We start from the raw sequence: 13720 nt of genomic DNA, 5'->3' as shown, positions 1-13720 counted from the left end.
CCGCAACCGATGGATTTCAGCCTGCCCCCGGAGATTGAGGATTTCCGCCGCCGCGTGCGCGCCTTCGTGGAGGAGCGCATCCTGCCGCTGGAAGCGGACCCGGCCTCCTTCGACGAGCATGAGAACATCGCGCCCGCCCTGCTGGAGCGCCTGCGCGGGGAGGTGAAGGCCGCCGGGCTGTGGGCGCCGCAGATGCCATCGGTGCGCGGCGGGCAGGGGCTGGGAATCGTCGGCATGGCCGCGGCCTACGAGGAGATGAACCGCTCCATCTTCGGGCCGGTCTGCTTCAACTGCGCCGCCCCCGACGACGGCAACATGCAGCTTCTCAACAAGGTGGCGACGGAGGCCCAAAAGGAGCGCTGGCTCCAGCCCATCGTGGACGGCACGGTCCGCTCCGCCTTCGTGATGACCGAGCCGCATCCGGGCGGCGGTTCCGACCCCTCGATGATGAAGACGCGGGCGGAGCGGCGGGGCGACCGCTGGGTGATCTCCGGCCACAAATGGTTCATCACCGGGGCGGGGGAGGCGCAGCATTTCATCCTGATCGCCCGCACCTCCGACGACAAGCGCAAGGGGCTGACCGCCTTCCTGTTCGACAAGGACCAGCCCGGCTGGGAGATCGTCCGCCGCATTCCGATCATGGGTCCGGAGGAGCATGGCGGCCATTGCGAGCTGCGCTTCGACGGGCTGGAGGTGTCCGACGAAAACGTCCTGATGAACATCGGCGACGGGCTGAAGGCGACGCAGATCCGGCTCGGCCCGGCGCGGCTGACCCACTGCATGCGCTGGACCGGCCTGTCGAAGCGCGCCATGGAGATCGCCGCCGCCTATGTGCGCGAGCGCGAGAGCTTCGGCACCACGCTGGCCGGGCACGAGGGCGTGCAGTGGATGATGGGCGACGTCGCCATGCAGATCGAGATCGGGCGGCTTCTGGTCATGAAGGCGGCGTGGCAGCTCGACCGCGGCGACTTCGCCCGCAAGGAGGTGTCGATGGCCAAGGTCCATGTCGCCGACACGCTGCACAAGGCGGTGGACACGGCCATCCAGCTTTGCGGGGCCAGGGGCTATTCGAAGGACACGGCGCTGGAGTGGATGTACCGCTACGCCCGGCAGGCCCGGCTGGTGGACGGGGCGTCGGAGGTCCACAAGATGGTGCTGGCGCGATTCTACATGGATGAAGGCGACGGATTCTGGGCCTGGGGGTGATGGGATGGGCGCACTGATCGACGGGGAAAGCCGGCCGCGTCTGGAATCGTGGCTGGCCGGGGCGACCGGCGCGACGCGCGTGTCGGTGGCCGACGAAGGCACCCTGGGCGGGGGAGCCATCTCGCTTAACCTCGCGGTAACTCTGGACATCGACGGCGGGCCTCAGGCCGGGCGGCACGCCTGCGTGCTGCGCGCCCAGCCCGCCGGCAACAAATCCGGCGGCGGCGCCGCGGCACCTGCCATGAAGGCCAGCATTTCCAAGGCGCAGGAGTTCGCCGTTCTGCGCGCCGCCTTCGGCGCCGGGGTGGCAGCACCGGAACCCATCGCCGCCTGCGGCGATCCGGCGGTTCTGGGCGCCGACTTCTACATCATGCGCCGCGCCGAGGGCATCGGGGCCGGGCACAAGGTGGTGAAGTCGGACCAGCCGCAACGCGGCCTCGCCCGCGAGCTTGGGCGCCAGTTGGGCCGCCTGCACCGGGCCGGGCCGGACACGCCGGGGCTGGAGAACCTGCCCGTCCCCAACCCGTCGCCGGCCATCGACTGCGTTCACGCCTACCGCGACTGGCTGGGCGATGTGGCGGTGCGGGACGCGGTGCTGGCCTGGGGGCTGCGCTGGCTGGAGATCCACGCGCCGCCGCCGGGCGATCTGGTGCTGTGCCACCGCGACTATCGCACCGGGAACTATCTGGTGAAGGACGGGGCACTGACCGCCATCCTGGATTGGGAGTTCGCGGGCTTCAGCGATCCCATGGAGGATCTCGGCTGGTTCTGCGCCCGCTCCTGGCGGTTCGGGCGCCACGACCGTGAGGCGGGCGGGCTGGCCGGACGGGAGGACTTCTACGCCGGCTACGAGGAAACCTCGGGCCGCCGGGTGGACCCGCAGGCGGTGGCCTATTGGGAAACCGCGGCCTACATGCGCTGGGCGGCCATCGCCGTCCTTCAGGGCCGCCGCCACACCTCCGGCGAGGAGCGCTCGCTGGAACTGGCGCTGACCGGGCGGATGCTGCCGGAAATCGAATTGGACCTGCTGCGCCACATCCGCAGCCTGGGGCTCACGGCGGCTCCGGCGGCGTCCGTGGGAACCGGCCTGTCCGGGGACGCCAGCGAAGAGAGGGTCGCCTGATGCGCACCAGCCCCGACGCCCAGGAATTGCTGGGCATCACCGCGGAGACCTTCCGGACGGAGCTGCTTCCCCACATCCCGCCAGCCCAGCGCTACACGGCGCTGATGATCGCCAACGCGCTGGGGATCGTGCAGCGCGAACTGGCCGGGGTGGACGAGGCCGGCCACGCCATGCTGGCCGCGCTGGCCCTGCTCTACGGCGAGGACGCCGACGACAGCCTGTCCGGCGCCGACCTGCGCCAGCGGGTGGACGCCTTGCAGCACCGGCTGTGCATCGAGATCGCGGCGGGCGACTTCGACCACGAGGGCCAGGACGTGCTGATGGAGTGCCTGGAGGAGATCGTCCAGGCCCGGCTGGGCATCGCCAACCCGAAGCTGCTGCGGGGGTAGGGAGTTGCCGGGATTTTCCTTTCTCGACTCCCTCCCTTGCCGTTACCATTTGGCTGGCCGAGCGCCTTTCATGAAAGCCGATCGTCATGCCCATCGATTTCAGTCACTTGTCCGCGCAGGAACGCCTGGAGCTTATCGGAGAGCTTTGGGAATCGCTGGAGGACGGCGACGTGCCGGTTGCCGAAGAGGTGCGGGCCGAGCTTGACCGCCGGAACGCCAATTTTCACGAAAGCCGAGTGAAGGCCGTGTCCTGGACCGAACTCCGGGGCGTCCTGCGTCCGGCGCGCGCGTGAGCCGCCCCGTCTACTTTCTTCCTGAAGCGGCTGAGGAATTGGCTGAAGCGCAGGCATGGTACGATGCCCGCTCCGCCAGTCTGGGCGACCGCTTTTTCGAGGCCGTCGATTCGCTGTCGTGGCGGATTGGAGAAGCGCCAGGCCGGTTCCCGCGCGTGCATGGCTGCATTCAGCGGGCATTGCTTGATCGCTTTCCCTACGCACTGTTCTTCCGTGTTGAATCGGACGGCGTGTATGTCATCGCCTGCTTCCACACAAGCCGCCATCCGGAACAGTGGCGCCGCCGGACCTGACGGCGCCATCGTTCCGTATCACTCCGCGATCGGTTCGTAGAATTCCGGGCCGAAATCGGCGGCTTGGCGGCTGGTCACGTTGAAGGGCTTCTTCAGGCTGCCGCGGAAATACTGTTTCACCAACCCCTGCCACGTTTCCACGGGGTCAACGCCGCGCTTCGCGCAGAGATGGCCGAACCAGCGGCGCCCGGCGGCGACGTGGGTGATCTCCTCGTCGTGGATGACCTGGAGCAGGGCGGCGCTTTCCGCGTCGCCGAATTCGTTCAGGCGGCGGACGGTGTCCGGGGTGACGTCCAGCCCGCGGGCCTCCAGCACCATCGGCACCACGGCCAGCCGGGCGGCGAGGTCGTGGGCCGTGGTGGTGGCCGCCTGCCACAGCCCGTCATGGGCCGGCAGCTCGCCATAGCCGGAACCGAGCTTGTTCAGCCGCTCTTCCAGCATCTGGAAATGCCGGGCCTCGTCGTCGGCGACCTGCACCCAGTCGTCGGTGAAGCCCTTCGGCATCCCCTCGCCGACGAAGCGGCACACGATGTCCCAGGCGAGGTCGATGGCGTTCAGTTCGATGTGGGCAAGCGCGTGCAGCAAGGCGACGCGGTTCTGCGCGCTGCCGCCCCGCCCGCGCTTGGGCATGTCGCGGGGCAGCATCAGGGGAGGGCGCTCCGGGCGGGCGGGGCGCTCCGGCGGGGCCAGCGAGCCGAAGTCGGAGATGCGTCCGTCGCGCCACGCCGCGGCGTAGGCCCGCGTCAGGCGCACCTTTTCCAGCGGCGCCGCGGTGGTCAGCACCGCGACGGCCGCGTCACACAGGGTCGTTACCATCCATACGCAACGAAGTGGGGGTTCAGGATGTCGGCCTTGCCGTAGAGGAAGGGAGAGCCGTCCGGCTGCTCCACCCGTCCGCCGGCGGCGGTGAGGATGGCGTGGCCGGCGGCGGTGTCCCATTCGCTGGTCGGGCCGAAGCGGGGGTAGAGATCGGCCTTGCCGGAGGCCACCGTGCAGAATTTCAGGGAGCTGCCGCAGGTGATCCGGTTCTTCACCGTGTAGCCGGCGAGGAAGCTGTCCAGTTCGCTGCCGCTGTCGTGGGAGCGGCTGGCAACCACGGTCAACCCTTCGGGCGGCGGCTTGCGGACCTGGATCGGGTAGTCGTGGCGGCCCTCCACCCAATGGACGGCGGTGCCCGGCCCGCAGGCCGCGTAGAGGTCGCCCGTGGCCGGCGCGTAGACCACGCCGAGGACCGGGCGTCCGCCGTCGATCAGCGCGATGTTGACGGTGAACTCGCCGTTGCGGCTGATGAATTCCTTGGTGCCGTCCAACGGATCGACCAGCCAGAACCGCCCGCCGGAAACGTCCGGCCGGTTCCCGGCGGCGACCGCCTCCTCCGCCACCACCGGGATGCCGGGGGCGATGTGGTGCAGGGCCGGGGTGATGACGTGTTCGGCGGCCAGATCGGCCTGGGTGACCGGGCTGCCGTCGACCTTTGTGGCGGCGTCGATGCCGTCGTTGTAGAAGCGCAGGATCACCTGACCCGCTTCGTGGGCGATGGTCCGCACCTTGGGCAGCAGGCTTGCCGCGGCGGTGTCGGTCATGGGTGGTCCTCCGGTCGGCTGGTGGGCGAACGGTCACCATAGCGCGCCCGGACGGTGGGCTGGAAGGCTGGAAAGGGCGGGGAGGACGGGAGAATGCGGATGAACGGACGCTGGCGGCCCATGGAAGCGGCGGATTTGGAGCGCGTCATGGCCATCGCCGAGGTGGTGCACCCCGATTACCCGGAGGACCGCGCCGTCTTCGCCGAACGGCTGGCGCTGTATCCGGACGGCTGCGCCATGGCGGAGGCCAGTGGGACGCAAACCTGTGGGACGCAAACCTGTGGGGCGGAGGCCGATGACGACTGCATCGGCTACATCGTCATGCATCCGGGCCGGCTGGGCGCCCCGCCGCCGCTCGATGCGCCGCTGGGCGCTCTGCCGGATGCGCCGGACTGCCTGTATCTGCACGACGTCGCCCTGCTTCCGGTGGCGCGGGGGCTGGGGCTGGGCGCCGCGGCGCTGGAGCGGATGAACGCGCTGGCGGCGCGGCAGGGGTTCCGCTGGCTGGCCCTGACCTCCACCCCCGGCGCGCGGGCTTTCTGGGACGCGCAGGGGTTCCTGCCGCATGACGGCGGGCCGGGGCTGGCGGCCAAGCTGGCCTCCTACGGCGGCGGCATGACCTACATGACGAAACCGGTGACGAGCTGACCCGGCATTTTTCGGAAAATTTGCCTCGAATTGCATCGAGTCCGGTGGAAGAGGATTCCATTTGCGGCAAGTTGTCCGACCCCGCCGGGACGATCCGGATGGTATCGTGCCCCTTCCTCCACACCACCAGCGCGGCCGTTCGCCGACGGGGCCCCATGCAGCCATCCGTTCGTTTCCCCTGGAAGCACGAATACACGGTCGGAAACGAGACCATCGACGAACAGCACCGGACCCTGCTGGAACTGGCCGGGCTGCTGCACATGGCGGTGGCGGCCGGGCAGGGCTACAAGATCATCCAGAACGCTTTCGCCGCCCTGGTGAAGTACACGGAGGAGCATTTCTCCGCCGAGGAACAGTTCTGGAGCAGCACCAAGTCGGCCATCCTGGATCAGCATAAGCGCCTGCACCGCGACATCACCGACGAACTGCTGGCCCTGCGGTTCGAGGGGCCGTATGGCGTCGTCTTCTGCACGCCCAATGAGCTGACCAACTGGGTCCAACACCGCCTGATCGCCCATTTCATCGAAGAGGACCAGCGGGTCTACCGCAGCCTGAACCAGGGCGCCAAGCGGAAGCGGACGTCCGCCTGATTGCCCTCCGCCTGACCTCCGTCCGCCTGATTGCCGTCGGGCTGCCGCCCTTTCCGGAACCGGTCGACCGGACCGGCCCCGATCCCCTTTTCACCCGGCCTTGGTGGACTCCGAAGCCGCGCCCGCTCCATCCCGGACGACCTGCCCCGGATGCGGGCCGTGAAGAACACGTTTGCATGAGAAGTTTCTGCATGATCAATTGCAGAAAAGCGGCTAAGTGCAAATGTATTCAAACAATACTGTTTCGTCTTCATAAATTATCGTTGGTATGTTTGGTCGGTAGCTCCGGCCACTCCGAAAAAATATAAATGAATGCAATTCGTGAAGTCATGCATTTCATTTGTTGTATGGCGTTTGCGTCAAGACCATTCGGATGGTTGGGGTGTCTAGCCAACCGTGAGGGAGCGCCATGACTGAACGTTACAAACTGCCGCCGTCCACGTCGGTGGCCTATCCGGCCAGCCTTCCGTCGGGAACGGTGATGCTGTACGCCGATCAGAACTGGACCAGCAGCAATCTGACCATCACCACCTCTGGCGCGATCGAGGGCGTCCAGAGTTCCTTTGCCGGGACCAGCATGAACGACCGGACCACCTGGGTTGCCTTCAACCTGCCGGAAGGGGTCGTCCTTACCCTGCTGGAACACAAAGCCACCCCACCTGCCGGCCAGCCCTACAGCTTCAAAGGCTGCGGGCGCTGCGTCGATCTGATCGGCAATGGCCAGACGCAAACGGTCGATGTCGAGAAGCTCGGTGCCAACGATTGCCTGTCCGCCTACATCTGGCGGCGCGTGGACCTGAACACCGGCGTGTTTCAGTTGTTCGACGGGCTGACCTACGCCGACAACCGCAACACCTTCTTCCTGTGCGAATGGCCGATGAGTTCGACGCTGTCGCTGGAGGGCTGGTACATCTGCGACCGGGCGGCGTCGATCTATTTCGGCGGGCTGACCGCCCAGCAGGTGGCGCTGTACGATGGTGGCCAAGGCGAAGGGGAGACCCTGTCCGTCGCCGGCTGGCTGAGCATGGACGGCATTCCGGACCTGCGCAGCAACTCCTTCGTCGACAAGGAGGGCTCGTGGCGGTGGGACCTGCTGCCCCCGGTCCATTCGGAGGTCGAGCCCTTCTCGATCACCTCGCCGGTCCCCGCCAGCCCGTCGAGCACAATCTCCAGTTCGATCTCCGGAACCAACCAGGGCTCGGCGACGCTGTTCGACACGGTGTCCGTCACCAGCGGGAAATCGCAGTCCCTGACGCTGTCGGTCACCGACTCCTACACGATCGGCTATGTCCAAGATGTGCGCTTCACCTACGGGATCGGGCTGACCGGTGAGGTCGAGGTCGGCTGCACCTTCTCCATGTCCTACACCTACACGGGCACGAAGGAGACCTCGGTCACCAACTACTACGATCTGTCGGTCAGCCAGACGGTCGAGATCCCGGCCGATTGCCGCTACAGCTCGAAGATGACGATCCTGATGGCGGAAATCCCGCCGACCTCCTACAGCACGCCGGCGGTTTTCTACTACACCCAGCCGGTTCCCGGCTCGACCTACGATCCGGCGATGAGCGCCGAACTGGGCAAGACGGTCTACGCGCTGCGCCAGACGGTGACGGGCTACGTCAACGGCGGCGTCTCGGTGGACGTCCAGAGCAGCACGGACACCCAGCCGCTCACCGCCGCGGCGATGGCCGGCGCCTGAGCGCGATCCCGTCCGCGGAGCGGGTCCGCCATCGCAGGTTTAATGTCCACCGTTGCCTTTGCCGTGGAACGGACCCACGTCTGGTTGGTTGAAGATGTCGCGCGGTCCGCCGGACGGTCGTGGGAACACCCCGTCCGCCCGGCGGTTCCATACGACCAGACCAGCGGAGCGACGGCGGCGGTATGAAGAACTCGGACAATGGCCGGATCGATCGGAACGACACGCTCTGGTACAAGGACGCGGTCATCTATCAGCTTCACGTCAAGGCGTTCTTCGACGCCGACAACGACGGCATCGGCGACATCGCCGGCCTGACGCAGAAGCTCGATTACATCCAGGAGCTTGGCGTCACAACGCTGTGGCTGTTGCCCTTCTACCCCTCGCCGTTGCGCGACGACGGGTACGACATCGCCGATTACAAGGCGGTCAACCCGTCCTACGGCAATCTCCAGGACTTCAAGCGGTTCCTGCGCGAATGCCACGACCGCGGCCTGCGCGTCATCACGGAGCTGGTCATCAACCACACCTCCGACCAGCACCCCTGGTTCCAGCGCGCCCGTCAGGCGAAGCCCGGCTCCAACCACCGCAACTACTATGTCTGGTCCGACACCGACCAGAAATACCAGGGCACGCGCATCATCTTCTGCGACACGGAAAAGTCCAACTGGACCTGGGATTCCGAGGCGCAGGCCTATTTCTGGCACCGCTTCTACTCGCACCAGCCCGACCTGAACTTCGACAACCCGAAGGTCCTTCAGGAGGTGCTGAACGTCATGCGCTTCTGGCTGGACATGGGGGTGGACGGGCTGCGGCTCGACGCCGTTCCCTACCTGAAGGAGCGCGAGGGCACCAACAACGAGAACCTGCCGGAAACCCACGACGTCCTGAAGGCCATCCGCACGGAGATCGACAAGGGCTACGGCGACCGCATGCTGCTGGCCGAGGCGAACCAGTGGCCGGAGGACGTGCTGCCCTATTTCGGCGATCTGGAGAAGGGCGGGGACGAATGCCACATGGCCTTCCACTTCCCGCTGATGCCGCGAATCTACATGGCCGTCGCCATGGAGGACCGGCACCCCATCGCCGACATCATGCGCCAGACTCCGGACATCCCGGACGAATGCCAGTGGGCCATCTTCCTGCGCAACCATGACGAACTGACGCTGGAGATGGTGACCGACCGGGAGCGGGACTATCTCTGGGACTTCTACGCCGCCGACCGGCGCATGCGGATCAACCTGGGCATCCGGCGGCGCCTCGCCCCGCTGCTCCAGAACGACCGCCGCAAGATCGAGCTGCTGAAGAGCCTCCTGCTGTCCATGCCGGGCACGCCGGTGCTCTATTACGGCGACGAGATCGGCATGGGCGACAACATCTATCTGGGCGACCGCGACGGCGTGCGCACGCCGATGCAGTGGTCGCCCGACCGCAACGGCGGCTTCTCCCGCGCCGACCCGGCGCGGCTGTATCTGCCGGCCATCCAGGACCCAATCTACGGCTTCCAGGCCATCAACGTGGAGGCGGCGCAGCGCAGCCCGTCGTCGTTGCTGAACTGGATGAAGCGGCTGATCGCCGTGCGCCAGCAGCACAAGGCCTTCGGGCGCGGCAGCTTCCAGCTTCTCTATCCAGGCAACCGGAAGGTCCTGGCCTATCTGCGCTGCCACTCCACGGAGGAGGGGGACGAGGTCATCCTCTGCGTGGCCAACCTGTCCCGCTCCGCCCAGGCGGTGGAACTGGACCTCAAGCAGTTCCGGGGCCGCGTGCCGGTGGAGCTGCTGGGCCGGACCGTCTTCCCACCGGTCGGCGATCTGCCCTATCTGTTGACCATCCCCGCCTACGGCTTCTACTGGTTCGCCCTGGCGGCGGAGGCGGCGCTGCCGTCCTGGCACGAGACGATGCCGGAGCCGGTGCCCGACCTGCTGACCGTGGTGGTGCGCGACGGCTGGAAAAGCTTCATCAGCGGGCGCGCGGAGGCCGAACTGGCGCGCGACATCCTCCAGGCCTATCTGCCGCAGCAGCGCTGGTTCGCCGCCAAGGACCGCCGGATCGAGCGGGCCCATGTTCCGGTGTCCGCACGGTTGAACGGGCCGGGCGACGGCTTCATGCTGCTCCACACCGACGTCGAGCTTTCCGGCGGCGGCACCCAGTCCTATTTCCTGCCGCTGGCCATGACCTGGGAGGAGAACGCCGGGAACATCGGCTGGCCTCTGCTTCCCTTCACGCTGGCCAAGGCCCGCCGTGGTCCGCGCACCGGCGCCATTTTCGACGCCATGCAGGCCGACGCCTTCATCCGCAGCCTGCTGGCCGCGCTGCGCGAGGGGCGGGACATTCCGGCGTCCCATGGCACGATCCGCTTCTCCCCGACCGGCTGCATGGCCGATCTGGCCGTGGAGGAGGACACGGAGATCCGCCGCCTGGGCGTGGAGCAGAGCAACAGCTCCATCCTGGTCGGCAGTCAGGCCGTGCTGAAGGCGTTCCGCCGCCTGACCCCCGGCGCCCATCCGGAACTGGAGGTCGGACGCTTTTTGACGGAAGTGGCGGGCTTCCAGAACACGCCGCCGCTGCTCGGCTCCGTGGAGCATGTGGCGGAGGACGGCACGCCGACGGCGCTGTTCGTTCTCCAGGGCTTCGTCCGCAACCAGGGCGACGGCTGGAGCAGCACGGTCGATTCGCTGGTCCGCGACCTGGACGACATCCGGCTGGGCCTGTCCCACGATCTGGAGGAACCGGAGGAGGGCGAGCCCTTCGGGATGCACACCGCCATGATGGCGACCCTGGGTCAGCGCACGGCGGAACTGCATTGCGCCCTGGCCAAGCGGACCGGCGATGCCGCCTTCGATCCGGAGCCGGTCACCGCCGACGATCTCAAGTCCTGGGGCGAGGCCGCCCGCCGTCAGGCCGAGGCCGCCTTCGCGGCCCTGCCGGGCGCGCTGGACCGCCTGGCCCCCGCCGTGCGGGAGCAGGCCGAATCCCTGCTGGCCCGCCGCACCGACGTGATGAACCGCCTGGCCGAGCTTGCCGACACCGCGCCGCAGGGGGAGAAGACGCGCATCCACGGCGACTATCACCTGGGTCAGGTGCTGCGCGCCCAGAACGACTGGTACATCATCGACTTCGAGGGCGAGCCGGCGAAGACGCTGGAGGAGCGCCGCGCCAAGCACAGCCCTCTGCGCGACGTGGCGGGGATGCTGCGCTCCTTCAACTACGCCACCTGGGCGGCGCTGTTCCGGATCGACGAGACGGGCACGCTGGAGGAGGCCGGCGCGGTGATGGAGGCGGCGCTGGACTGGGAACGGCGCAGCATGCAGTGCTTCCTGGACGCCTACCGCAGCACCATCGCCGCCTGCCCGGACGTGCCGGACGGCACCGGCGAGGACCGGCGCCTGCTGGCCCTTTTCCTGATGGAAAAGGCGCTCTACGAGATCGCCTACGAGGCCGCCAACCGCCCGAACTGGATCGGCATCCCGGTCAAGGGCGTGCTGGGTCTTCTGGACGGCGACTCCTGAGGCGAAACCCAAAGCGGGGCATAGGACGCCGCGGGCGTGGTGTGACAAACGCCCCGGCGCTATGTTCACACCCCAAGAATGAGCAGGGCAGGGGAAAGGTCAACCGATGCCGAACGACATCCGCACGGGAATCCGGGCCGAAGCGCAGGGCGCGTCATCGCTGCGCGGTGGCATCGACGCCATCGTCCGCGCCGATCATGGTGACCCCTTCGCGATCCTGGGGATGCACCAGCCCGGCTCCGGCAAGCCCGTGGAGGTCCGAGCCTTCATTCCCGGCGCCGAGAAGCTCTGGGTGATCGACAGCGCGTCGGGAGATCCGGCGGGCGAGGCGGACAAGGTCCATGACGAGGGCTTCTTCGTCGCCGTCATGCCCGACCGGACGGAGCGTTTCCGCTACCGCCTGCGCGTCCAGTTCCCGCTGGCGACGGCGGAATTCGAGGACGCCTACCGCTTCGCCTCCGTTCTGGGCGAGTTGGACATCCATCTGCTGGCCGAGGGCACGCACCTCAAGAGCTTCGAGCGGCTGGGCGCCCATCCGCGGGAGATCGACGGGGTGGCGGGCGTGGCCTTCGCCGTCTGGGCGCCCAACGCGCGGCGGGTCAGCGTCGTCGGCGACTTCTGCGAATGGGACGGGCGGCGCCTGCCGATGCGCAAGCGGGTGGAAGCGGGCGTGTGGGAGATCTTCGTTCCCCACGCCACCGCCGGCCAGCGCTACAAGTTCGAGATCAAGGGGGCGGGCGGCGACCTGCTGCCTCTGAAATCCGACCCCTACGCCTTCCAGGCGGAGTTCCGTCCCCAGACCGCCTCCGTCGTGCATGGGCTGCCGTCCTACGACTGGCAGGACGCCGAATGGCAGCGGACCCGCTCCGCCAGCGCGGACCTGACCGCGCCGATCTCCATCTACGAGGTCCATCTGGGGTCCTGGGCGCGCGTGCCGGAGGAGGGCGACCGCTTCCTGACCTACCGCGAGTTGGCCGACCGGCTGGTGCCCTATGTGAAGGATCTGGGCTTCACCCACATCGAGATGCTGCCGATCACGGAGCATCCCTTCGACGGCTCCTGGGGCTACCAGCCCATCGGCCTCTACGCGCCGACCAGCCGCCACGGCACGCCGGAGGACTTCAAGTATTTCGTGGACGCCTGCCATGCGGCAGGGATCGGCCTTCTGCTGGACTGGGTGCCGGGCCATTTCCCGACCGACCCGCATGGCCTAGGCTGGTTCGACGGCACGCACCTGTACGAGCATTCCGACCCGCGCCAGGGCTATCACCAGGACTGGAACACGCTGATCTACAATTTCGGCCGGACGGAGGTGCAGAACTTCCTGCTGGGCAACGCGCTGTTCTGGCTGGAGCATTACCGGCTGGACGGGCTGCGGGTGGATGCCGTGGCCTCCATGCTCTACTTGGACTACAGCCGCAAGGCGGGCGAGTGGGTTCCCAACCGCTTCGGCGGGCGCGAGAACCTGGAATCCATCGCCTTCCTGAAGCGCATGAACGAGCTGACCTACGGCCACCACCAGGGAATCATGACGGTGGCCGAGGAATCCACGGCTTGGCCGGCGGTGTCGCGGCCCGTCTATCTCGGCGGCTTGGGCTTCGGCTACAAGTGGAACATGGGCTGGATGCACGACACGCTGGAGTATATGGCGAAGGACCCCATCCACCGCCGCTACCACCACCACCAGCTCACCTTCGGCCTGATCTACCAGTTCTCGGAAAACTTCGTCCTGCCGCTCAGCCACGACGAGGTGGTGCACGGCAAGGGCTCGCTCATCAACAAGATGCCCGGCGACGACTGGCAGAAGTTCGCCAACCTGCGCGCCTATTACGGCTTCATGTTCGCCCACCCCGGCAAGAAGCTGCTGTTCATGGGCGGCGAGTTCGGCCAGTGGCGCGAGTGGAGCGAGGCCCGCAGCCTGGACTGGCACCTGCTGGAGGAGCCGCTGCACCAGGGGCTCCAGTCGCTGGTGCGCGACTTGAACCGGATGTATCGCGGCCTGAAGCCGCTGCACCAGACCGACTGCGATCCGGCGGGCTTCGAGTGGATCGAGGCCAACGACAGCGACAACTCCGTCCTGGCCTTCCTGCGCAAGGGGGCGGAGGACCCGGAGCACCATGTGGTGGTCGTCTGCAACTTCACCCCGCTCCCGCGCGACGGCTACCGCGTCGGCGTCACCCTGCCGGGGCGCTATGAGGAGGTGCTGAACACCGACGCCCCGGAATACGGCGGCAGCGGTGTCGGGAACTCGGGCGGCGTGGAGAGCGAGGAGACGGCGTGGCATGGCCGCCCGCACTCCATCTGCCTGACCCTGCCGCCGCTGGGCACGCTGGTGCTGGAGCGGAAGGCGGGGTAGGGGCGCCGTTGCTGTCGAAGGGAGGAGGAGC

12 protein-coding genes are annotated in these 13720 nt (G+C 67.5%); 10 read left to right on the top strand and 2 right to left on the bottom strand.

All coding sequences use genetic code 11. The annotated features are described in order from the left end of the window. The first annotated feature begins 9 nt into the window (after positions 1-9). From DS843_RS02765 to DS843_RS02745, 5 genes are all read left to right on the top strand, one after another. The gene (locus DS843_RS02765; protein ID WP_149467379.1) at positions 10-1206 is read left to right on the top strand and encodes an acyl-CoA dehydrogenase family protein; all 1197 of its coding nucleotides are present in this window, start codon (positions 10-12) and stop codon (positions 1204-1206) included. Between the two features lie 4 nt (positions 1207-1210). Then, positions 1211-2329 carry a phosphotransferase family protein gene (locus tag DS843_RS02760; protein ID WP_149467378.1) on the top strand — a complete coding sequence of 373 codons (1119 nt, stop codon included), beginning with the start codon at positions 1211-1213 and terminating at the stop codon, positions 2327-2329. After that, positions 2329-2718: a DUF6285 domain-containing protein gene (locus DS843_RS02755; protein WP_149467377.1), complete on the top strand. Its 390-nt coding sequence runs from the start codon at positions 2329-2331 to the stop codon at positions 2716-2718. Before DS843_RS02760 ends, DS843_RS02755 begins: the two co-directional genes overlap by 1 nt. An 86-nt stretch (positions 2719-2804) precedes the next feature. After that, a complete protein-coding gene (locus DS843_RS02750) occupies positions 2805-3011 on the top strand; it encodes an addiction module protein (RefSeq protein WP_208852173.1) in 207 nt (68 codons plus the stop codon). Further along, the gene (locus DS843_RS02745; RefSeq protein ID WP_149467375.1) at positions 3008-3304 is read left to right on the top strand and encodes a type II toxin-antitoxin system RelE/ParE family toxin; all 297 of its coding nucleotides are present in this window, start codon (positions 3008-3010) and stop codon (positions 3302-3304) included. Before DS843_RS02750 ends, DS843_RS02745 begins: the two co-directional genes overlap by 4 nt. An 18-nt stretch (positions 3305-3322) precedes the next feature. Here DS843_RS02745 and DS843_RS02740 read toward each other — a convergent pair whose 3' ends face one another. Then, positions 3323-4120 (bottom strand): ferritin-like domain-containing protein, encoded by a 798-nt coding sequence (locus tag DS843_RS02740; protein ID WP_149467374.1) that lies wholly within the window; start codon positions 4118-4120, stop codon positions 3323-3325. Further along, the gene (cysQ, locus tag DS843_RS02735) at positions 4114-4887 is read right to left on the bottom strand and encodes a 3'(2'),5'-bisphosphate nucleotidase CysQ (RefSeq protein WP_149467373.1); all 774 of its coding nucleotides are present in this window, start codon (positions 4885-4887) and stop codon (positions 4114-4116) included. Before cysQ ends, DS843_RS02740 begins: the two co-directional genes overlap by 7 nt. Positions 4888-4986: 99 nt before the next feature. On the opposite strand from cysQ, the gene DS843_RS02730 reads away from it, so the two are divergent. The 5 genes from DS843_RS02730 to glgB all read left to right on the top strand — a co-directional run bounded on the left by DS843_RS02730 (position 4987) and on the right by glgB (position 13689). Continuing rightward, positions 4987-5535, top strand: a complete 549-nt coding sequence (locus DS843_RS02730; protein ID WP_149467372.1) for a GNAT family N-acetyltransferase — start codon at positions 4987-4989, stop codon at positions 5533-5535. Positions 5536-5690: 155 nt separating this feature from the next. Further along, positions 5691-6125: a bacteriohemerythrin gene (locus tag DS843_RS02725; protein WP_167525177.1), complete on the top strand. Its 435-nt coding sequence runs from the start codon at positions 5691-5693 to the stop codon at positions 6123-6125. Positions 6126-6534: 409 nt separating this feature from the next. Continuing rightward, entirely contained in the window at positions 6535-7827 is a 1293-nt protein-coding gene (locus DS843_RS02720; RefSeq protein ID WP_149467370.1) for a hypothetical protein, read from the top strand. Positions 7828-8009: 182 nt separating this feature from the next. Continuing rightward, complete coding sequence (gene treS / locus DS843_RS02715; RefSeq protein ID WP_149467369.1) at positions 8010-11333, top strand: maltose alpha-D-glucosyltransferase; 3324 nt, start codon at positions 8010-8012, stop codon at positions 11331-11333. Between the two features lie 106 nt (positions 11334-11439). After that, a complete protein-coding gene (gene glgB, locus DS843_RS02710; RefSeq protein ID WP_149467368.1) occupies positions 11440-13689 on the top strand; it encodes a 1,4-alpha-glucan branching protein GlgB in 2250 nt (749 codons plus the stop codon). Positions 13690-13720 lie beyond the last annotated feature (31 nt).

It is taken from the genome of Roseomonas genomospecies 6 (genome assembly GCF_008365375.1).
Lineage (GTDB): Bacteria > Pseudomonadota > Alphaproteobacteria > Azospirillales > Azospirillaceae > Azospirillum.
Note: the sequence above shows the minus strand (reverse complement) of the source record. Positions and strands in the feature narration are given on the sequence as shown.